Genomic DNA, 19865 nt, shown 5'->3' with positions numbered 1-19865 from the left:
GAGACCTGTACTCCCCCCGGCACGCGCCAGCGGCTTCATTCCCTGAAGGAGCCGTCATGACCGCCAACCTCCCCGCCCACATCGTCAAGGACCTGTCGCTGGCCGACTGGGGCCGCAAGGAAATCAAGATCGCCGAGCACGAGATGCCGGCGCTCATGGCCATCCGCAAGGAATACGCCGCCAGCCAGCCGCTCAAGGGCGCCCGCGTCGCCGGCTCGCTGCACATGACCATCCAGACGGCCGTGCTGGTCGAGACGCTGCAAGCCCTGGGCGCCGAAGTGCGCTGGGCCTCGTGCAACATCTTCTCGACGCAAGACCACGCCGCCGCCGCGCTGGCCGCCGTGGGCACGCCGGTGTTCGCCTACAAGGGCGAGACGCTGGAAGACTACTGGGACTACACCCACCGCATCTTCGACTTCGGCGCCAAGGGCGCGGCCGGCGAAGGCCCGAACATGATCCTGGACGACGGCGGCGACGCGACGCTGCTGATGCACCTGGGCCAGAAGGCCGAGAAGGACCTCTCCGTGCTGGCCAACCCGGGCAGCGAGGAAGAGCGCATCCTGTTCGCCGCGATCAAGAAGAAGGTCGCCGAAGACGGCACCTGGTACACCCGCAAGGCCGCCGAGATCATCGGCGTGACCGAAGAAACCACCACCGGCGTGCTGCGCCTGAACGAGATGGCGGCCAAGGGCACGCTGCAGTTCCGCGCCATCAACGTCAACGACAGCGTCACCAAGAGCAAGTTCGACAACCTCTACGGCTGCCGCGAAAGCCTGGTGGACGCCATCAAGCGCGCCACCGACGTGATGGTGGCCGGCAAGATCGCCGTGGTGGCCGGCTACGGCGACGTGGGCAAGGGCTCGGCCCAGGCGCTGCGCGCGCTGTCGGCCCAGGTGTGGGTGACCGAGATCGACCCCATCTGCGCGCTGCAGGCCGCGATGGAAGGCTACCGCGTCGTGACGATGGAATACGCCGCCGACAAGGCCGACATCTTCGTGACCGCCACCGGCAACAAGAACGTCATCCGCCGCGAGCACATGGAGGCGATGAAGGAAAACAGCATCGTCTGCAACATCGGCCACTTCGACAATGAGATCGACGTCGCGTCCATCGAGAACTGCGTGTGGGATGAGATCAAGCCGCAGGTGGACCACGTCACCTTCCCGGACGGCAAGAAGATCATCCTGCTGGCCAAAGGCCGCCTGGTGAACCTGGGCTGCGGCACGGGCCACCCGAGCTACGTGATGAGCTCGTCCTTCGCCAACCAGACCATCGCCCAGATCGAGCTGTTCGCCCACAAGGAACGCTACGAAGCCGGCAAGGTCTACGTGCTGCCCAAGCACCTGGACGAGAAGGTCGCCCTGCTGCAGCTGACCACGCTGAACGCGCAGCTGTCGCAACTGACCGACGAGCAGGCGGCCTACATCGGCGTGAGCAAGACCGGTCCGTTCAAGGCCAACACCTACCGCTACTGATCCCAGCCATGCAGCCCCCACGCTCACTCCGCTCGCTGCCCCCCGAGTGGGCGCGTCAGCGCCTTCGGGCGGCCGGGCGCCGCTGACATGCGCGCTGACCAGCTCCTCGTCGCCCAAGGCCTGGCCCCGACCCGCTCGGTGGCCCAGCGCCTCATCGCCAACGGCGCGGCCGAATGGGCGGCGCCCACCGGCTGGGCCGCGCTGAAAAAGGCCGGCGAGGACCTGCCCGAGACGGCGCAGCTGCGCGTCACCGACGACGCGGAGCTGCGCTACGTGTCGCGCGGCGGGCTCAAGCTGGAAGGCGCGCTGGCCCGCACAGGGCTGGATCTGACCGACCACACCGTGCTCGATGTGGGCCAGAGCACCGGCGGTTTCACCGACTGCCTGCTGGCCAACGGCGTGCGCCATGTGGTGGGCGTGGACGTGGGCCACGGCCAGCTGCACGCCCGGCTGCAGGCCGACCCGCGCGTCACCGCGCTGGAAGGCGTGCACGTGCGCGAGCTCGACGCGCTGCGCCCGCACACGCCCACGGGCGGCTTCACGCTCATCGTGGGCGACCTGAGCTTCATCACCATGGTGGGCAGCCTGCCGTACCTGCTGCCCTGGCTGGAGGTGCACGGCCACCTGCTGCTGCTGATCAAGCCGCAGTTCGAGCTGGGCCCCCAGGCGCTGGACAAGCGCGGCCTCATCAAGGACGAGGCCGACTACGCCACGCTGGAGGCCCGCGTGCGCCTGGCCTGCACCGCACTGGGCCTGAAGGTGCTCGACTACTTCGACAGCCCCATCACCGGCGGTGATGGCAACCGCGAATTCTTTCTACACGCGTCCCGATGAGCACGTCCGTTTCCTTCGAATTCTTTCCGCCCAACACGCCGGTCGGTGTCGACAAGCTCAAGACCGTGGTGCAGGAACTGGGTGCGCTCAAGCCCCAGTACTTCAGCGTCACCTACGGCGCGGGCGGCTCCACGCGCGACAAGACACTCTCCGCGGTGATGGACATCGCCGGCGCCGGCTTCGACGCCGCACCGCACCTGTCCTGCGTGGGCTCCACGCGCGAGAACATCGCCGAGATCCTGGCCACCTACCGCGAGCGCGGCATCCGCCGCGTCGTCGCGCTGCGCGGCGACCTGCCCAGCGGCACGGCCACGGCGGGCGAGTTCCGCTACGCGTCGGAGCTGGTGAGCTTCATCCGCGAGACGCAGGGGCCGGACTGGCACATCGAGGTGGCCGCCTACCCCGAGACACACCCGCAGCAGCGCTACGCCGCGCGCGACCTGCAGCACTTCGCTGACAAGATGCGCGCCGGTGCCGACGGTGCGATCACGCAGTTCTTCTTCAACCCCGACGCCTACTTCCACTTCGTCGACGAGGCGCGGCGCCTGGGTGTCACGCAGCCCATCACGCCGGGCATCATGCCCTTCCACAACTACGGCCGCATTGCGCAGTTCGCGCAACGCGACGGCATCGAGATCCCGCGCTGGGTGCAGATGAAGATGGAAGGCTTCATGGACGACGCCGCCAGCATCCGTGCCTTCGGCCTGGACGTGGTGACGCGACTGTGCGAGCGGCTCATCGCCGGTGGCGCGCCGGGCATCCACTTCTATACGCTCAACCAGAGCGCGCTGACGCTGGCGTTGTGCGAACGCCTCGGACTCGGCACACAAGCTTGATCCAGCACAAAGCCACCTGCTGAGCGCGGCGCGCCCGCCGCGGCAGCTTGTGTTGGCTCAAATCGCGCCGGGCGGGCGGCGCGTTCAATGACTGCCATCGGGACACGTCCCATTCACCAGGAGTCATTGATGAAGTTCGCTACCCCCCTGCGTCTGGCCGCCCTCGCCGTTGCCGCCCTCGCCCTGCAACCGGCCCAGGCCAACGAGGGCCCGCTGATGGTTCGCGTGCGCGCCGTGCACCTGGACTCGGCCAACAAGGACAGCACCGGCCTGGGCCTGTCCATCAACAACAAGACCCTGCCCGAAGTCGACTTCAGCTACTTCGTGACGCCCAACATCGCGGCCGAGCTGATCCTGACCTACCCGCAGAAGCAGCGCCTGTACTCCAACGGCACCGAGATCGGCTCGCTCAAGCACCTGCCGCCCACGCTGACGCTGCAGTACCACTTCAGCCCCGACACCACCGTGCGCCCCTACGTGGGCGTGGGCGTGAACTACACCAACTTCTCCAGCGTGAAGTTCGCGCCGGCCGTGGCCACCGCGCTCAAGCCCGGCATCAAGCACAACAGCTTCGGCCTGGCCTGGCAGGTGGGCACCGACATCGAGATCAGCAAGGGCACCTACCTGAACTTCGACGTGAAGAAGGTGAACCTGGGCACGACCGTGTACTCCAACGGCGCCTCGGCCGGCAAGTTCAAGGTCAACCCGACGCTGGCCAGCGTGGGCCTGGGCTGGCGCTTCTGAGGCATCCCTCGCGGGGGATGACGAGCGGTGCGGCGGCGAGCCGCGCAGCACCGCTCAACCGGCGCTCATGTAAATGAGCGCTTTACGTGAGCCACACTCACGGCCGCCCTCCAGAATGCGCGGCCATGAGCCGCCTCCTCCTTGCGCTGACCGCGCCGTGCATCTGTGCCGTCAGCGCACAGGCCCTGGCGCAGACGCCACCTGCCACGCCCCCTGCGCCCGCCGCCAAGGCGCCTGCCGCGCCGCCAGCGGCTGCACCGGCCGCCGAGAGCAAGGACAACAAGCTGGAGCGCGTGGAGGTCAGCAGCGGCCCCACGGCCAACAGCCGCCGCCGCAACAGCACGGCCAGCAAGATCGTCATCGAGCGCGAGGACCTGGAGAAGTACGGCGACGTCGTGCTGGGCGACGTGCTGCGCCGCCTGCCGGGCGTGACGCTGGGCGGCCGGCCGGGCCGCGGCGGCGACATCCGCATGCGCGGCATGGGCGGCGGCGCCACGCAGATCCTCATCGACGAGGAACGCCCGCCGCCGGGCTTCGCCGTGGAAGACCTGCCGCCCGACCAGATCGAGCGCATCGAGATCTACCGCGCCCCCACCGCAGCCACCGGCACGCGGGCCATCGCCGGCACCATCAACATCGTGCTGCGCGAGCCGCTGCAGAAGTCCAACCACGAGGTACGCATGGGCCTGGGCTGGGACCGCAACGAGCCCCAGGCCGATGCCAGCTGGACGCGCAACCTGAAGTGGGGCGGCCCGAATGGCGATGAGTTCGTCGGCGCCATCTCCACCAACGGCGCCATCCGGCGCTTCTACAACAACGTCGACTCGGGCAACCGCCGCACCGACACGCTGACCGGCGAGGTCATCGAGCAGAACACCCAGATCGGCACCAGCGAGAGCCAAAACACCAGCCTCAACGGCAACGCCCGGCTGCGCTGGAAATACAGCGACACGCTGAACCTGAACATCACGCCGTCGTTCTTCCTGTCGCAGAACGAAGGCAGCAGCCAGTACAACTCCGCGGGCACGCGCGTTCGCGATGTCCACAGCGACAACGACGCCAAGAACCACAACCTGCGACTGAACCTGTCGGCCGATTACCGCCCGCAGGCGGGCGAGAGTTTCAGCCTGCGCCTGGGCACCGGCACCTCCCGCAACACCCGTCACAGCGAACGCCGCGACCAGCAGACCTTTGGCGGCACCAGCACCGACCGCACCCAGGTCGACCGCAGCACGGTGGACGAAGACCAAACCAGCCTGAACGGCCGCTGGAGCCTCAAGACCGCGCAGGAGCACCAGTGGGTCACCGGCGCCGAAGCCGAGCGCAGCCAGCGCACGCAGGTGGTCGACACGCTGGTCAACGGCGCGCCGCTGCCGGGCCTGGTGCGCTTCGGCAACACGCTGGCCACGCGCAACCAGCGCTTCGCCGCCTTCACGCAGGACGAGTGGAGCCCCAGCCGGCAGTGGGCGTTCTACGCCGGCCTGCGCTATGAGCGCATCGAGACCACGGCGGCCGCCGCGGGCGCGCTGCCCGAGACGCGCAACGTCTCGCAGGTCACGTCGCCGCTGTTCCACATCCTGTGGCGGCCCGCCGCCTTCCCCAAGGACCAGGTGCGCCTGGCGCTCACGCGCAGCTACCGCGCGCCCAACCTGAACGACCTGGCCGCCCGCCCCACCATCAACACCACCTACCCCGACGGCCCCAACTACCAGACCCACGCCGACCGCGCCGGCAACCCCGACCTCAAGCCCGAGCTGGCCACCGGCGCCGACCTCAGCCTGGAGCACTGGCTGCCCACCGGCGGCATCATCTCGGGCAGCGCCTTCCTGCGCGACATCAAGCAGCTGATCCGCAGCCAGGTGCAGCTGGAGACCGTGAGCTGGGACACCGCCCAGCGCTGGGTCAGCCGCCCGCGCAACATGGGCAGCGCGCGACGCATGGGGCTGGAGTTCGAGTTCAAGGCCCGCATGGACGAGCTGTGGGAAGACGCCCCGGCCGAGCTGCAGATGATGCTGCTGCGCTTCAACGCCGCCGTGTTCAAGAACCAGGTCAAGGGCCTGCCCGGCAACAGCAACCGCATCGACCAGCAGCCGCGCGGCAGCTTCAACGTCGGCATCGACCACCGCTGGAAGGCCTGGGGGCTGAACTTCGGCAGCGGCTTCAACGCCAACTACGTGCCCGCCACACGCGAACAGGTGACCGAAACGCTGCGCCGTGACATCACGGCGCGCCGCCAGTTCGATGCCTACCTGTCCTGGAGCAGCGGCGCCGTGCGCGACGGCATCAACTGGCGGCTGTCCATGGCCAACCTGCTGCCGCGCGACGCCGAGGACAGCTCCGAGGGCACCAGCCTGAACAGCGTGACGCAGCGTGAGTACCTGACCGAGAGCTGGTCGCGCAACAAGACCTTCCGCGTCGTCTCGCTGCGCGCCGACATGCGCTTCTAGGCGGCGGCCGGCTCGCTACACTGCGCGCCGGGTGCCGCCTCGCCACGTCGGGGCGGCAGGACTTCTGCGATGGTCGGGCCGCCTCGCATGTGACCCGTGGGCCGCACACCGGCCCCGCAGATAAGGCTGCCATGTCCGACACCGCCCTGCAGTACACCGCCCTCGCACTCTTCGCGCTGGCCCTGGCCCACACCTTCGCGGCCAAGCAGTTCGAGCGCCTGTCCCACCGCTTCCCGCGCCATGCGGGCCTGTTCCATCTGCTGGGCGAGGTGGAGGTGGTGTTCGGTTTCTGGGCCATCGTGCTCATCCTGACCATGGCGTTGGGCCAGGGCGGCGCGCAGGCGCTGGCCTATGCCGAGTCACGCAACTACACCGAGCCGCTGTTCGTCTTCGTCGTCATGGTGGTGGCCGCCTCGCGGCCGGTGCTGCGCACGGTGGTGTGGGCCGTGGACACCACCGCCCGCCTGCTGCCGATGCCCAATGCGCTGGCCAGCGCCTGGCTGGGCCTGGCGGCCGTGCCGCTGCTGGGCTCGGTCATCACCGAGCCCGCCGCCATGACCATCGCCGCGCTGATGCTGGCGCCGCAGGTGTTCCGCCCCGACGTGCCCGAGCGCATCAAGTACTTCGCGCTGGGCGTGCTGTTCGTCAACATCTCCATCGGCGGCACGCTGACCTCCTATGCCGCGCCGCCGGTGCTGATGGTGGCCGCCACCTGGCAGTGGGACAGCGCCTTCATGTTCAGCCACTTCGGCTGGAAAGCGGCCGTGGCCGTGCTGGCCAACGCCACGCTGGCCACGGTGCTGCTGCGCAAGCACCTGCACGGCAGCAGCGCCGACGCCGCGGCCAAGGAGGCGCCGGTGCCGCTGCCCGTGGTGCTGGTTCACCTGGCGCTGCTGGCCGGCGTCGTGCTGCTGGCCCACCACCCGGTGGCCTTCCTGGGGCTGTTCCTGCTCTTCCTCGGCTTCACGCAGGCCTACGAGCGCCACCAGAGCCCGCTGATCCTGAAGGAAGCGCTGCTGGTGGGCTTCTTCCTGGCCGGCCTCGTGGTGCTGGGCGGCATGCAGGCCTGGTGGCTGCAGCCCATCGTCTCCAGCCTGGAGCCGCTGGCGCTGTTCTTCGGCGCGCTGGGCCTCACGGCCGTCACCGACAACGCGGCACTGACCTACCTCGGCTCGCTGATCGCTGGCATCTCCGATGACGCCAAGTACATGCTCGTGGCCGGCGCCGTGGCCGGCGGCGGCTTGACGGTGATTGCCAACGCGCCCAACCCGGCCGGCGTCGCGCTGCTCAAGCGCGGCTTCGAGGACGAGTCCATCGGCGCCGGCGGCCTGCTGCTGGGCGCGCTGCTGCCCACGGTGCTGGCAGCCGCCGCATTCCTGCTGCTGTGAGCGCCGCCATGCCGGCGCCGCGCATCCTGTTCTTCTGCATGGGCAACATCTGCCGCAGCCCGACGGCGGACGGCGTCATGCGCGCCAAGCTGCAGGCCGCCGGCCTGCACGCCGAGGTGGACTCGGCCGGCACGCACGGCTGGCACGCTGGCGCCCCGCCCGATGCGCGCAGCCAGGCGCACGCACGCCGGCGCGGCTACGACCTCAGCGGCCTGCGGGCCCGCCAGTTGGTGGCCGAAGACTTCGAGCGCTTCGACCTCGTGCTCGCCATGGACGACGACAACCTCGCCCACGCCGAACGCCTGTGCCCACCGGGCCAGCGCGACAGGCTGAAGCTGCTGCTGGACTACGCGCCGCAGCTGGGCCAGCGCGAGGTGCCCGACCCGTACTACGGCGGCGACGCTGGCTTCGAGGCCGTGCTGGACCTGGTGGAAGCTGCCTGCGACGGCCTCATCGCGGCCGAACTGCGCCGCCGCTGAGCCCGCCGCGTGGCGCCATCAGGCGCGCGCCTCCACCGGGCTGTCCTTGGGCGCGAGCTTGTTGTTGCCCCAGCACTGCTCGTACTTCCAGCCGGTCAGCTCTTCCGCCACGGCACGCGCCTCGGGCGGCGCATCGGCAATGCGGCCGCCGGCCTTGATGCGGGCGATTTCCTTGAGCAGCACCGCGTGGTTCTGGCGGTCCAGCTTCATCTGGTAGGTGTAGTAGATGCCGCCCAGGCCCAGCGCAATGACGCCCAGCGAGAACACGCCCACGATGGCGTTGACGGCGCTCTCCGGCTGCGCAGCCTGGCCGGACTGGAAGCCAAACTCGCCCAGGACCCAGCCCATCGCGAACACCACGGCCGAGCGGGTGATCTTGCCGGCAAAGGTCATCGCGCCGGCATAGATGCCCTCGCGGCGGCGGCCCGTCAGCACCTCATCCACATCGGCCAGGAAGGTGTAGACCGTCCAGGGGATGTAGTACACGCCACCCGTGCCCAGGCCGAACACCGCCGTGATGGCGAACAGCGCGATCACCGTGGTCTCCTTGGACCAGCCCAGGTAGAACAAGGCCGTGTAGGCCAGCACGCTGCCCAGCACCACCAGCAGCGCCAGCCGGTAGGGCCGCGCAAAACCAAACTTGATGCAAAAACCGATGAACAGCATCGTCGAGATCAGCTGCATCACCGAGCTGAAACTGTTCAGATACCCCACCGTCGCCTTGTCATGCCCCAGGCCGAAAATAATGAAGTAGGTGAAGATCGAGGCAAACAGCCATTCCGCGCCAAACCCGAGCAGATACATACCCAGGTGCTTGCGGAAAATCTTCAGGTGGAAGGTGGACAGCATGTCCAGGCACAGTTTCTTGAGCGCCTTAAACAGGCTGCCGGCACGCTCCTGGACCACCTCGTGCGGCGCGCGCTCCCAGGACGTGAGGTACAGCGCCACCATCGCACCGCACATGATGAACGCGTAGATGATGCCGGTCAGCAGGAAGGGCGTGGCCGATTCCTTGCTGTAGATCAGGAACAGCTGCGCCGGAATGAACGCCGCCAGGAAGTTGGCCGCCTTGCCGAACATGGCCTTGGAACCCGTCAGCTTGGTGCGCACGGCGAAATCGTCCGTCATCTCGGTGGCCAGGGTTTCGTACGGCACCATGATCATCGTGTACACCAGCTCAAACAGGATGTACATGCTCAGGTAATACCAGAAGCCGAAACCCTCCAGCCACATCAGCGGATACAGCAACACCGCCGGAATGCCGAGCAGAATGAAAAACCGCCGCCGCCCGAACCGGCGCCCCAGCCGGGTGTTGTAGAAGTTGTCGCTGATGTAGCCGATGACCGGATTGCTGAGCGCATCGACGATGTTCGCGACGGCAAAGATCGTGGCCGCCTCCACCACCGTCAGGCCGCAGAAGGTGGTGTAGAAATACAGCAGCCAGGCCGACGCGATGGCCAAGGCCCCGCTGCCCAGCAGGTTCGCACTGCCGTAGCTCAGCGTGTGCTTCAACGAGATGGTTCTGCCTGTCATGCGCTGTCTCCTGCTGAAATGGACTGTCGTTCCATTTTTTGCGGCCTCTTGTTCCGGCAAGTATCCCATGTCCGGCTTCTGCGGCACCTGCCGGGAACCCGGAGGGCCCGGCGCCGCGCCGCCACGCCAGGTTTCCGCGGGTAAGCCGTATTTGTTCGACAGGCAAACAAATGGACGATGCCGGCATGCGCTTCCCTGAACACCGCCCGACATGACCTCCCTCAAGCCCTGGCTGGGCGCCCTGCTCGGCGCCCAGTTGACGCTGGCCGCTGCCGCCGCGGCGCCCGTTCGCGCCGACGACGCGGCCTACACCTGGAAGCCCGTCGCCATCGTTGGCGGCGGCTTCGTGGACGGCATCGCCTTCCACCCCGGCGTGCCGGGCCTGGCCTATGCCCGCACCGACATGGGCGGCGCCTACCGCCGCGACAGCGCCACCAGTCCCTGGCAGCCGCTGCTGGACCACCTGCCCCTGGCCGACGTGAACCTCATGGGCGTCGAGAGCCTGGCCGTCGACCCTCACGACCCCGACGCCGTCTACCTCGCCTGCGGCACCTACACCGCACCCACCGAGCCCAACGGCGCCGTGCTGCGCTCGCGCGACCGCGGCCGCAGCTGGCAGCGCACCGACCTGCCCTTCAAGCTCGGCGGCAACGAAGGCGGGCGCGGCAACGGCGAACGCCTGGCCGTCGACCCCAACGACGGCCGCGTGCTCTACCTCGGCAGCCGCTTCGCCGGCCTGTGGCGCAGCACTGACCGCGCCGCCAGCTGGCAGCGCGTGGACAGCTTCCCCGACGCCGCCTGGCGCCGCGACGCCAGCGACGGCCCGCCACCCAGCTGGGGCGGCAGCGACGGCAAGGCCACGATCAACTTCCTGCTGTTCGACCCGCGCAGCGGCACCCGCGGCCAGCCCAGCCGCACCATCTACGCGGGCGTCTCCGTCATCGGCCGGCCCAGCCTGTGGCGCAGCCAGGACGCCGGCGCAACATGGCAGCCCCTGCCCGGCGGCCCGGCCACCCACCGCCCCATGCGCGCGGCGCTGGCCAGCGACGGCCGGCTCTACATCGCCTACGCCAGCGAGCCCGGCCCGCACCGCATGAAGGACGGCAGCGTCTGGCGGCTGGACCCGCACACCGCCACCTGGGCCGACATCACGCCCGCCCGCCCCGCCGCGACCGACCCCTTCGGCTACGCCACCGTCGCCGTGGACCCCGGCCACCCGCAGCGCCTGCTGGCCAGCACCGCCGGGCGCGGCCGTGGCGACGAGCTCTTCCGCAGCACCGACGGCGGCGCCACCTGGCAGCCCCTGTTCACCACCGCCCGCTTCGACGCCTCGGCCGCGCCCTACGTGGCCGACACCCACCTGCACTGGCTGTACGACGTCAAGATCAACTCCGCCGACCCCGACCACGCGATCTTCACCACCGGCTACGGCGGCTGGGAGACGCGCGACCTGCGCGCCGCCGACCGCGGCCAGCCCACCACCTGGCGCGTCATGAGCCGCGGCATCGAGGAAACCGTGGCCCTGGCCCTGCACAGCCCCACGCAGGGCGTGCCGCTGGTGACCGCCATCGGCGACTACTCTGGCTTCGTCCACACCGACCTCGACCGCCCTGCCGCCGGCAACCCCAAGCCGCCCTTCTTCGGCAACACGCACGACGTCACGGGCGCGGCGCTGGCGCCCGAGGTCATCGTGCGCATCGGCCACGCACGCGACGGCGGCAAGAAGAACCTTGGCTACTCGCTGGACGGCGGCGCCACCTGGCGCGAGCCCGCCAGCCTGCCGCCGGGCCAACTGCCGGGCGACGGCTTCATCGCCGTGTCGGCCGACGGCCGCGCCTGGGTGTGGACGCCCAAGGGCCACGTGCCGCACGTCACCCACGACCGCGGTGACACCTGGCAGCCCGTCCAGGGCCTGCCCGCCGGCACCCGCGTCGTGGCCGACCCCGTGAACCCCGCGCGCTTCCACGCGATGGCGCTGTTCGACGGCCAGCTGTTCGCCAGCACCGACGCCGGCCTGAGCTTCAGCGCCCGCCCGCTCACGCTGCCTGACGGCCCCGTCACGCGCAGTGCCGCTGGCAGTCACAACCACAGCAGCCGCGGCGATGACCGCGGCGGCCAGGACCGCCTCTACGCCGCGCCCGGCCGCGAAGGCGAGCTGTGGCTGGCGGCCTTCCACGGCCTGTACCGCCAGCGCGCGGGCGACAGCCAGCGCTTCGAGCGCCTGCCCGGCGTCAGCGAGATCCACGCCTTCGGCTTCGGCCGCGCGGCGCCGGGCGCGGCCAACCCGGCCCTCTACCTCGTCGGCACCGTGTCAGGCCGCTACGGCCTGTTCCGCTCCACCGACGCCGCCGCCCACTGGCAACGCATCAACGACGACGCCCACCAGTGGGGCCTGATCCTGCACATCACCGGCGACCCCAAGGTCTTCGGCCGCGTCTATGTGGGCACGCACGGGCGGGGCGTGCTGTATGGCGACGCGCCGTCGCACTCAGCGGCTGACGTCACCGGCCGCCCAAGCCGGCCTTGATCGACGAATCGCCTGCGCGTCGCTGACGGCGATGCCTGGCGAGCGCTGATCGCAACCGGCCGCAGCCGCACCCACCTGACTTGGCGATCGCCAGCGATCGACCCGAAGCGGGCGTCGGAACCGACCTACCAAGCTTCGGGAAAGCTGCCGCTCAACGTTGGAGGTAACGTGCGGCCGGAACGCCGCAGGCGTGAAGGGAACCCAAAGCGCAGCTTTGGGACGTCACGTTGACCGAAAGGTTAGGTGCAATTTCCACTGCCAGCCAACCGTGCGTACATGAAAAAGTTGCGGGGTGTGCCGCGTACATGCCGGTAGCTTTTGAGCAGACCTTCTTGAGCGAACCCCATGCGCTCGATGGTGCGGATAGAGCGGAGATTGGACTCCAGAACCGTAGCCTGTACTCGGACGAGGCCGACATGTTGATGAGCCCAGCCCACGAGTACGTTACCGACGGCGGTGGCGATTCCCTTGCCCCAAAACTCCGGGTTTAGATCGTAGGCAAGTTCAGCAGACTTATTGACTGGGGCGACGCTATGGAACCCGATGGTGCCAACCAGTTCATCGCCGTCTTTTGAAGCGATTGCCAGGCGAAGGCGGGAATCAGGTTCATCACTCGTTTCGTTACCCAGATACCTGCTCAGATCTTCGATGGTCGGATGATTCCAGCTCGTATGTTCATACACAGCCGGGTTGTTCAGATAGCTGGCCCATGCCGACATATCCGAGACACTTAATGGCCGGACATACACGGAGTCGTGCTCGACAATTGGGAGTGAGCGAAAATGCATGCTGCACCTAACGTGTTGTAGCCCGCAGGCCAGTGCGGTCTATCACGGCAGTCCGCGCAGTAACGGGCCGCCCGGAGCTGGGCTAAGTGCTTGTTGCATATGAGTTCCCTCCACTGTGCTGCGCTACTGATCGGGTGCTATTTTTCCGGGCAAATGCCGCGCCGGTTACAAACCTATCGAGGGCGCCTGGATGTTGCCATTGCCAGCAGTCCGAGCATCGTGCGGAGAACCCTGGCTCGAGGCCGACGCGTTGGGGCGGCTCCGGCAGTGGCGACGCCGACTCAACGCTTGAGCGCAGGCCCCACACCATGGTCGCCATGAAGCAGCCAGTCGTCGACGGCTGCTCCTGGCCGAAACCCGCATTTGGGCGCATGTGCCTGTTATCCGACCACCGCGGCTTGGCAGCGGCTCACACAAGCTCGCATGCAGCGGTTGAGGCCGCACGGCCGGCAGCCCACGCCCCGCATGCGAGCCGGGAAGCACGGGGCGGCGATCCCTGCGGGCTGGCACCGCGCAGCCCGTGCAACACCGCCAACCCTCGCCCGCGAGGGCCAGGGCGTCAGGCGGCCGCGGCCGCGAACGCCTCGCGCGTCAGGTTCACCGGCGCCTCGCCGCCCGCGCGGCAGGCCACGTCGTCCTCGATGCGGATGCCGCCATAGCGCGACAGGCGCTCGACCGCCGCCCAGTCCACCTGGGCCGCATGCGGGGTGGCGCGCAGTTCGTCCAGCAGCAGGGGGATGAAGTACAGGCCCGGCTCGATGGTGACCACCATGCCGGCCTGCAGCGGGCGGGTCAGGCGCAGGTAGCGGTGGCCTTCGGGCTTGTCAGCCACGCCGCCGTCCTCGCCGGCCATGAAGCCGCCCACGTCGTGCACCTGCAGGCCCAGCAGGTGGCCGATGCCGTGCGGGAAGAAGGGCTTGGTGACGCCCTCGGCCACCATGGCCTCGTCGCTCATGCGCACGAGGCCGGCCTCGCGCAGCACGCGGGCCACGCGGCGGTGGGTGCTGAGGTGGATGTCGCGGTAGTCCACGCCCTCGCGCACCTCGTCCACCAGCGCCAGCTGCTCGCGCTCCATCGCCGCGATCAGCGCGGCGAACTCGTCGTGGCCGTCGGCCACCCAGGTGCGTGTGATGTCGCTGGCATAACCGTTGACCTGCGCGCCTGCGTCGATGAGGAAGCTGCGGGCCTCGGCCGGTGCGCGCTCGTCCTGGTACTGGTAGTGCAGCACCGCGGCATGCTCGTTCAGGCCGATGATGTTGGTGTAGGGCAGGTCGCGGTCGGTGTGGCCGGTGGCCCGCAGGTAGGCGCGGTGGATGCCGGCCTCGCTCTCGCCCCCGAGGAAGGCCGCGCGCGCGGCCAGGTGGCCAGGCACGGCGCGGCGCTGGGCGGCGCGCATCTGGGCCAGCTCGTAGGGCGTCTTGATGCCGCGCGCCCAGTGCAGCAGGTTCAGCAGCCGCTCGGGGTTGTTGGGCACCAGCCCCGGCAGCGCCGCATCGGCCTCGCCCAGGATGGCCGTGTGCGGCGTGACCACATCGGCCAGCGCGGCGGCCGCCTGCTCGGGCTCGCGGATGACGACCAGCTCCACCGCTGCCACCCACTCGCCACTTGGCGCCTCGGGCGGCACATGCCAGTAGTCGTGCGGCTGGTAGTAGACGACACGCGGCCGGCGGCCCGGCCGCACGGCGATCCACGAGTGCGGGTGATTGGTCAGCGGCAGCCAGTGCTTGAAGTGCGGGTTGGGCTGGAACAGGTAGGGCCGGTCATCAAGGAAGGCGTACTTCTCGATGCCGGCGGCGATGACGAGGGCGTCATGCCCGCAGCGCGCGAGCGCGCGTTCGGCCTGCTGCTGCAGCGTGGCGAGGTGGTCGAGGTAGAGGCTCATGCCGATGGCCTCACTGGCGCACGTAGGTCAGCTTCTTGCTGCCGCCGTCGCAGCTGCCGATGACCTTGGCCTTCTCGCCCAGGGCCGCGACCTTGTCGTTCTCCACGGCCGTGATCTCGTAGCCCTTCACGCCCTTCTCGTCCAGCTTGGCAGCGATCTCGGCCTTCAGTTCATCGCAGGGCTTGGGCGCGGCCTGGACGACCTGGGTCAGCAGGATGGCGGTGGCAGCGAGGATCAGCAGGGTGGGCTTGGTGGACATGACGGGACTTGCTTGTGGCAATCGGGGCTAGGGATTGTCCATCGGCGCAGCGCGCGGCTGCTCGCAAGCAGGCGGCGCTCAGCCCTCGCGGTCCCACACCACGCCTTCCTCCGTCAGCATCGCGTCCAGCGGCACGTCCAGCGCGCTGGGTTTGAGCAGCGGCAGAAAGCCCTGCGCATAGCCGATGCCCACGGCGGCCGGGCGGGGCTGCATCTCGGCCAGCGTCTTGTCCATGAAGCCGCCGCCATAGCCCAGCCGCAGGCCGCAGGGGCCGAAGCCCAGGCAGGGCACCAGCATCAGCTGCGGCTGGAACTCCTCGGTGCCCTTGGGCTTGGGGATGTGGAAGGCGTCTTCCTCCATCGGGCAGCCGGGATACCAGACGTGAAAGCGCAGCGTGCGGTGCGCTTTGTCCACCACGGGCAGGCCGATGCGGCGTTCGGGGTGGTCCTCGCCCCAGCGGTACAGCGCGGGCAGCGGGTCGAACTCGCCCTTGATGGGCCAGTAGGCGCCGATGGTCGTCTCGCGCCGCCGCAGCAGCCACACGCGCAGCACCTCCTGCAGGTCAGCGGCGCGCGCCAGCCGGTCAGGCAGGGCCAGGCGTTGCTCAATCAACTTGTGCCGGAGCGCGGCGCGGTCGTTCGCATCCATGGCGGCGGAGCTTACATTCGCCCGCATGGATGCGTTGAGCGAACTTTGCGCGGAACTGCTGGCCCCACTGGGGCCGGTGCGCACCCGGCCCATGTTCGGCGGCCGGGGCTTCTACGTGGACGGGCTGTTCATGGCGCTGATCGCCGACGGCCAGTTCTACCTGAAGGCCGATGCGCAGACGCGTGCGCACTTCGTCGACGCGGGCTGCCCGCCCTTTCGCTACGCCACCCGGGACGGCGAGCGCGTGATGCACGGCTACTACCGACCGCCCGAAGAGGCGCTGGAGTCTGCGCCGCTGATGCTGCCCTGGGCACGCCTGGCCATGGAGGCCGCGCTGCGGGCGGCCAACGCGAAGGCGGCGCCGCGCTCAGCGCCGGCCAAGAAGACGGCGGCCCGCAAACCGGCGCCCGGGCGCGGCTGACTGCGGCGGCACCAGCACTTCGAAATCCGCCGCGGGCCAGCCTTCCAGCACCGCCGCCTGGCCGGGTGCCAGCGCGATGGCCTGGCCGGCCTCCAGCCAGTGGTCCTGCGCCGGCTCGGCCGCCGTCCCGGACAGCGTCAACCACACCCGGCCGCGCGCCACCGCCAGGCGCCGCGCCTCAGCGCTGCCGGCCAGCGTCAAGGCCCGGCCGCCGTCCAGATGCCATGTGGATTGCGCATCACTCATGATCCTGCTCCTGCGTTGATGGCGCTGATTCTGCGAAGGCACGCTGGGGCAGTCCAATGACTCCGCCGCGCCGATTGATACCATCCGCGCATGAATCAGCCGATACGCCAGAGGCCGCTGTCCGTCGGCCCGCTGCGGGCTTTCGAGGCCGTGGCGCGGCTGCTGTCCTTCCGCGCGGCGGCCGAGGAGCTGAGCCTCACGCAGTCGGCCATCAGCCGGCAGATCCAGTCGCTGGAGGACGAGATCGGCTGCACGCTGTTCCTGCGCGGCACGCGCAAGGTGGAGCTGTCGGTGGACGGCGCGCAGCTGCTGCCCACCGCCGTGGCCGTGCTCTCGCGGCTGGACCAGGCGGTGCGCCAGATCCGCCGCACCCGCGGCCGGCGCGTCGTCAACGTGACGACCTTCGCGTCCTTCGCGTCGCTGTGGCTGATCCCGCGGCTGTGCGAGTTCCAGAAGCACCACCCGGACATCGACATCCGCGTCTCCGCGCTGGACAGCCTCATCGACCTGGACGACGGCGAGCACGACCTGGCCCTGCGCTACATCGCCGGCCCGGGCACGGGCGCGCCGGGCGAGCTGATGTTCGAGGAGACGGTGTCCCCGGTCGTCAGCCCCTGGTACGCCGAGTCCACACGCAACGGCCGGCTGCCGCCGCTGCGCCGCGCGGGCGACCTGGCCGCCCACGCGCTGACCGAGGAGGACGACCCGCGCCCCAGTGCCGAGTTCCTGTCCTGGCGGCACTGGCTGACGCGCCAGCGCGAGCCCGACCTGCAGCCGCTGCGCTGGATGTACTTCAACTTCACCTACCAGCAGATCCAGGCCGCGCTGGCGGGCCAGGGCGTGGCGCTGGCGCGGCTGCCACTGGTGCACGAGCACCTGCAGCGCGCCGAGCTGCTGGAGCCCTTCGGCCCGGCCGGCCGCCTGACCAGCCCCTATGCCTACTGGCTGGTGACGTCACCGGCCGCGTCGGCCCGGCCCGAGGTGCAGGCCTTTGCCGACTGGGTGCGCGCGCAGGCGGCCCTCACGCGGCAGCAGCTCGCCCAGGTGTGAGCAGCGCGCTCAATGTGCGGGCGCGGCGGCGGCCGGAGCCGGCTCGCTGACCACCCGCGCCAGCGCCTCCGCCAGCGCCCGCTGCGAGCGCAGCACATGGCTGACGCCGGCCTCGCCCAGCCATTGCTCCTCCTCGTCCGTGTGGGCCAGCACTGCGCAACGCAACCCGGGGTTGAGCTGCCGCGCCAGGTCCAGCAGCGCCGGCACGCCGCGCACATCGGCCAGCGCCACCACCAGCCAGGCCGCCTGCGCGATGTGGGCCTGCACCAGCGTCATGGCCTCGGACGCATCACCCAGCACGGCCGCCTGGCCCTCGGCACGCAGCTGCTCCACCACCTCGCGGTCGCGATCGATCACCACCACGGGGCGCTCGCCCAGCAAGGCGTGCAGCGCCGTGCCCAGCGTGCCATGACCCACCAGCACGATCTGCCCGGCCAGGGCGGTGCCGGGCGTGTCGGCCGGCAGCTCGGCCAGCGGGTCGTCGCGCGCCTCCAGCCGGCGCGCCCAGGCCGAGCGGTTCAGCACCCAGCGGCGCAGCGGCTCCACGCCGGCGAACAGCAGCGGGTTCAGCGCGATGGACACGATGGCGCCCGCCACCACCAGGCTGGTGGCCTCGGGCGGCACCAGCTTCAGGCTCTGGCCCAGGCCCAGCAGGATGAAGCTGAACTCGCCGATCTGCGCCAGGCTCACGGCCACCGTCAGCGCGGTGGACAGCGGGTACTTCAGCAGCAGCACCAGCGCCGCGGCTGCAACCGTCTTGCCGACCAGGATGACGGCCACCGTGGCCAGCACGGCCAGCGGCTGCTTCACCAGCACCATGGGGTCGAACAGCATGCCCACGGCCACAAAGAACAGCACGGCGAAGGCATCGCGCAGCGGCAGGCTCTCGTGCGCCGCGCGCTCGCTGAAGGCCGACTCCCGCAGCACCAGGCCCGCGAAGAACGCGCCCAGCGCGACGCTGACACCGAACAGCGCCGCCGCCCCCACCGCCAGCCCCACGGCCGCCGCCACGGTGGCCAGCGTGAACAGCTCGCGCGAACCCGTGCGGTTGACCTGCCACAGCAGCCAGGGCAGCAGCCGCCGCCCAGCAATCAACATCACGGCCACAAACGCCGCCACCGCCAGCAGCGTGGTGACGATGGTGAGGGCCAGGTTGCCGCCGCCTTCGCCCTCGGCCGGCCCGCCCAGCACCGGAATCAGCACCAGCGCCAGCACCATGGCCAGGTCTTCCACCACCAGCCAGCCCACGGCGATGCGGCCGTTGCCACTGTGCAGCAGCTCGCGCGACTCCAGCGCCCGCAGCAGCACCACCGTGCTGGCCACCGACAGCGCCAGGCCGAAGATCAGCGCCGCGCCCAGATCCCAGCCCCACCACCCGTACGCAAGACCTGCCCCCATGGCCGTCGCAGCCGCCATCTGCACCAGCGCGCCGGGCAACGCGATGCCCTTCACCGACATCAGGTCGGCCACCGAGAAGTGCAGGCCCACGCCGAACATCAGCAGCATCACGCCCACCTCGGACAGCTGCTGCGCCAGATGCACGTCCCCCACAAAACCCGGCGTGTGCGGCCCGATCAGCACACCCGCCAGCAGGTAGCCCACCAGCGCCGGCAGCCGCGCCCATTGCGCGAGCAGCCCCAGCACCAGGGCCAGACCGAAGGCCGCGGCCAGCGTGGAGATCAGGGTCATGCCGTCATGCATCGTGCGGGAGCCTTTCTGTCGTTCAGGGCGCGATCAGCTCGCGCTCGGTGAGGAGGAGGGTGAGGGGCTGGTCGTGCGGCTGCACGTCAAAACGCCGCTCGCCGCCGCTCCAGGCCAACCCGATGGTGGTGACCCCCGGGTGGGCGGCCAGGAAGCGGTCGAAGTAGCCCCCACCATAGCCCAGCCGGTAGCCTTCGCGCGTGAAGCCCACACAAGGCACCAGCACCACGTCCGGCACGGCCACCGCGCCGCTGGCCGTGGCGATGCCGCATTCGTCGCGCAGCGTGGGCGGCTGGCCGTCCCAGCGCCGGAAGGCCATCGTTGCCGGCTCGCGCTTCGCGAATGGCAAGGCCTGCGCGAAGGGCAGCGGCCCTGGGTTAAATTCCCCCGGCAACGGCCAGTAGACCCCCAGCAGTTCCGGTTCCAGCTGAGCCAGCAACTCGCGCAGCGGCGCTGCCAGCGCGGCCTGGGCGGCCGCAAAGGCGGGCGTGTCGGCAAAGGCGCGGCGCGCGGCGATCAGCTCGCGGCGCAGCGCAGCACGGTCGGCAGGGTCGGGGCGGGAGCTGGTCATGGACAGGAGAGCGGTGGTGCGTAGGAAGTGGGCAAT

At 69.7% G+C, this 19865-nt stretch carries 18 protein-coding genes; 10 read left to right on the top strand and 8 right to left on the bottom strand.

Annotation, left to right across the window (positions count from 1 at the left end):
* Positions 1–56 precede the first annotated feature (56 nt).
* The 7 genes from ahcY (at position 57) to NYO99_RS08940 (ending at position 8203) form a co-directional block, all read left to right on the top strand.
* The gene (ahcY, locus tag NYO99_RS08970) at positions 57–1475 is read left to right on the top strand and encodes an adenosylhomocysteinase (protein WP_268166832.1); all 1419 of its coding nucleotides are present in this window, start codon (positions 57–59) and stop codon (positions 1473–1475) included.
* An 87-nt stretch (positions 1476–1562) separates the two neighbouring features.
* Positions 1563–2309 (top strand): TlyA family RNA methyltransferase, encoded by a 747-nt coding sequence (locus tag NYO99_RS08965; protein WP_268166831.1) that lies wholly within the window; start codon positions 1563–1565, stop codon positions 2307–2309.
* Complete coding sequence (gene metF, locus NYO99_RS08960; RefSeq protein WP_268166830.1) at positions 2306–3145, top strand: methylenetetrahydrofolate reductase [NAD(P)H]; 840 nt, start codon at positions 2306–2308, stop codon at positions 3143–3145. Before NYO99_RS08965 ends, metF begins: the two co-directional genes overlap by 4 nt.
* A gap of 129 nt (positions 3146–3274) precedes the next feature.
* Positions 3275–3889, top strand: coding sequence for an OmpW/AlkL family protein (locus tag NYO99_RS08955; protein WP_268166829.1), 615 nt, complete (start codon positions 3275–3277; stop codon positions 3887–3889).
* Positions 3890–4014: 125 nt separating this feature from the next.
* On the top strand, positions 4015–6336 hold the full coding sequence (locus NYO99_RS08950) for a TonB-dependent receptor plug domain-containing protein (protein ID WP_268166828.1): 2322 nt from the start codon (positions 4015–4017) through the stop codon (positions 6334–6336).
* Between the two features lie 131 nt (positions 6337–6467).
* A complete protein-coding gene (locus NYO99_RS08945; RefSeq protein WP_268166827.1) occupies positions 6468–7724 on the top strand; it encodes a putative Na+/H+ antiporter in 1257 nt (418 codons plus the stop codon).
* A gap of 8 nt (positions 7725–7732) precedes the next feature.
* A complete protein-coding gene (locus NYO99_RS08940; RefSeq protein WP_268166826.1) occupies positions 7733–8203 on the top strand; it encodes a low molecular weight protein-tyrosine-phosphatase in 471 nt (156 codons plus the stop codon).
* Positions 8204–8221: 18 nt separating this feature from the next.
* Here the strand turns inward: NYO99_RS08940 and NYO99_RS08935 are convergent, their stop codons facing one another.
* The gene (locus NYO99_RS08935; protein WP_268166825.1) at positions 8222–9736 is read right to left on the bottom strand and encodes an MFS transporter; all 1515 of its coding nucleotides are present in this window, start codon (positions 9734–9736) and stop codon (positions 8222–8224) included.
* Positions 9737–9947: 211 nt separating this feature from the next.
* On the opposite strand from NYO99_RS08935, the gene NYO99_RS08930 reads away from it, so the two are divergent.
* Positions 9948–12263: a WD40/YVTN/BNR-like repeat-containing protein gene (locus NYO99_RS08930; RefSeq protein WP_268166824.1), complete on the top strand. Its 2316-nt coding sequence runs from the start codon at positions 9948–9950 to the stop codon at positions 12261–12263.
* 239 nt (positions 12264–12502) lie between these two features.
* Here the strand turns inward: NYO99_RS08930 and NYO99_RS08925 are convergent, their stop codons facing one another.
* The 4 genes from NYO99_RS08925 to NYO99_RS08910 all read right to left on the bottom strand — a co-directional run bounded on the left by NYO99_RS08925 (position 12503) and on the right by NYO99_RS08910 (position 15840).
* Positions 12503–13051 (bottom strand): GNAT family N-acetyltransferase, encoded by a 549-nt coding sequence (locus NYO99_RS08925; RefSeq protein ID WP_268166823.1) that lies wholly within the window; start codon positions 13049–13051, stop codon positions 12503–12505.
* A 559-nt stretch (positions 13052–13610) separates the two neighbouring features.
* Complete coding sequence (gene pepQ, locus NYO99_RS08920) at positions 13611–14933, bottom strand: Xaa-Pro dipeptidase (protein WP_268166822.1); 1323 nt, start codon at positions 14931–14933, stop codon at positions 13611–13613.
* A 10-nt stretch (positions 14934–14943) separates the two neighbouring features.
* Complete coding sequence (locus NYO99_RS08915) at positions 14944–15192, bottom strand: DUF1161 domain-containing protein (RefSeq protein WP_268166821.1); 249 nt, start codon at positions 15190–15192, stop codon at positions 14944–14946.
* 78 nt (positions 15193–15270) lie between these two features.
* Positions 15271–15840 carry a 5-formyltetrahydrofolate cyclo-ligase gene (locus NYO99_RS08910; RefSeq protein WP_268166820.1) on the bottom strand — a complete coding sequence of 190 codons (570 nt, stop codon included), beginning with the start codon at positions 15838–15840 and terminating at the stop codon, positions 15271–15273.
* A 25-nt stretch (positions 15841–15865) separates the two neighbouring features.
* Between NYO99_RS08910 and NYO99_RS08905 the strand changes: the two genes are divergently transcribed.
* Positions 15866–16261, top strand: coding sequence for a TfoX/Sxy family protein (locus NYO99_RS08905; RefSeq protein WP_268166819.1), 396 nt, complete (start codon positions 15866–15868; stop codon positions 16259–16261).
* Here NYO99_RS08905 and NYO99_RS08900 read toward each other — a convergent pair.
* Entirely contained in the window at positions 16208–16507 is a 300-nt protein-coding gene (locus NYO99_RS08900) for a DUF2917 domain-containing protein (protein WP_268166818.1), read from the bottom strand. The two genes, NYO99_RS08905 and NYO99_RS08900, sit on opposite strands and share 54 nt — an antisense overlap.
* Before the next feature lie 90 nt (positions 16508–16597).
* On the opposite strand from NYO99_RS08900, the gene NYO99_RS08895 reads away from it, so the two are divergent.
* Complete coding sequence (locus NYO99_RS08895) at positions 16598–17557, top strand: LysR substrate-binding domain-containing protein (protein ID WP_268166817.1); 960 nt, start codon at positions 16598–16600, stop codon at positions 17555–17557.
* A 9-nt stretch (positions 17558–17566) separates the two neighbouring features.
* Here the strand turns inward: NYO99_RS08895 and NYO99_RS08890 are convergent, their stop codons facing one another.
* Both NYO99_RS08890 and NYO99_RS08885 read right to left on the bottom strand, forming a co-directional pair.
* The gene (locus NYO99_RS08890) at positions 17567–19258 is read right to left on the bottom strand and encodes a cation:proton antiporter (RefSeq protein ID WP_268166816.1); all 1692 of its coding nucleotides are present in this window, start codon (positions 19256–19258) and stop codon (positions 17567–17569) included.
* Between the two features lie 22 nt (positions 19259–19280).
* Complete coding sequence (locus tag NYO99_RS08885; protein ID WP_268166815.1) at positions 19281–19829, bottom strand: 5-formyltetrahydrofolate cyclo-ligase; 549 nt, start codon at positions 19827–19829, stop codon at positions 19281–19283.
* Positions 19830–19865 lie beyond the last annotated feature (36 nt).

Origin of the sequence: Roseateles hydrophilus (genome assembly GCF_026712245.1) — a bacterium.
GTDB classification, from domain to species: Bacteria; Pseudomonadota; Gammaproteobacteria; order Burkholderiales; family Burkholderiaceae_C; genus Pelomonas; species Pelomonas hydrophilus.
Note: the sequence above shows the minus strand (reverse complement) of the source record. Positions and strands in the feature narration are given on the sequence as shown.

Excerpts from the sequence above, each read along its gene's own strand:
- NYO99_RS08925 (WP_268166823.1), bottom strand. The coding sequence starts at position 13,051 with ATGCATTTTCGCTCACTCCCAATTGTCGAGCACGACTCCGTGTATGTC.
- NYO99_RS08965 (WP_268166831.1), top strand. The coding sequence starts at position 1,563 with ATGCGCGCTGACCAGCTCCTCGTCGCCCAAGGCCTGGCCCCGACCCGC.
- NYO99_RS08955 (WP_268166829.1), top strand. The coding sequence starts at position 3,275 with ATGAAGTTCGCTACCCCCCTGCGTCTGGCCGCCCTCGCCGTTGCCGCC.
- NYO99_RS08890 (WP_268166816.1), bottom strand. The coding sequence starts at position 19,258 with ATGCATGACGGCATGACCCTGATCTCCACGCTGGCCGCGGCCTTCGGT.
- NYO99_RS08910 (WP_268166820.1), bottom strand. The coding sequence starts at position 15,840 with ATGGATGCGAACGACCGCGCCGCGCTCCGGCACAAGTTGATTGAGCAA.
- pepQ (WP_268166822.1), bottom strand. The coding sequence starts at position 14,933 with ATGAGCCTCTACCTCGACCACCTCGCCACGCTGCAGCAGCAGGCCGAA.
- NYO99_RS08945 (WP_268166827.1), top strand. The coding sequence starts at position 6,468 with ATGTCCGACACCGCCCTGCAGTACACCGCCCTCGCACTCTTCGCGCTG.
- NYO99_RS08915 (WP_268166821.1), bottom strand. The coding sequence starts at position 15,192 with ATGTCCACCAAGCCCACCCTGCTGATCCTCGCTGCCACCGCCATCCTG.
- NYO99_RS08900 (WP_268166818.1), bottom strand. The coding sequence starts at position 16,507 with ATGAGTGATGCGCAATCCACATGGCATCTGGACGGCGGCCGGGCCTTG.
- ahcY (WP_268166832.1), top strand. The coding sequence starts at position 57 with ATGACCGCCAACCTCCCCGCCCACATCGTCAAGGACCTGTCGCTGGCC.
- NYO99_RS08930 (WP_268166824.1), top strand. The coding sequence starts at position 9,948 with ATGACCTCCCTCAAGCCCTGGCTGGGCGCCCTGCTCGGCGCCCAGTTG.
- NYO99_RS08885 (WP_268166815.1), bottom strand. The coding sequence starts at position 19,829 with ATGACCAGCTCCCGCCCCGACCCTGCCGACCGTGCTGCGCTGCGCCGC.
- NYO99_RS08895 (WP_268166817.1), top strand. The coding sequence starts at position 16,598 with ATGAATCAGCCGATACGCCAGAGGCCGCTGTCCGTCGGCCCGCTGCGG.
- metF (WP_268166830.1), top strand. The coding sequence starts at position 2,306 with ATGAGCACGTCCGTTTCCTTCGAATTCTTTCCGCCCAACACGCCGGTC.
- NYO99_RS08950 (WP_268166828.1), top strand. The coding sequence starts at position 4,015 with ATGAGCCGCCTCCTCCTTGCGCTGACCGCGCCGTGCATCTGTGCCGTC.
- NYO99_RS08935 (WP_268166825.1), bottom strand. The coding sequence starts at position 9,736 with ATGACAGGCAGAACCATCTCGTTGAAGCACACGCTGAGCTACGGCAGT.
- NYO99_RS08905 (WP_268166819.1), top strand. The coding sequence starts at position 15,866 with ATGGATGCGTTGAGCGAACTTTGCGCGGAACTGCTGGCCCCACTGGGG.
- NYO99_RS08940 (WP_268166826.1), top strand. The coding sequence starts at position 7,733 with ATGCCGGCGCCGCGCATCCTGTTCTTCTGCATGGGCAACATCTGCCGC.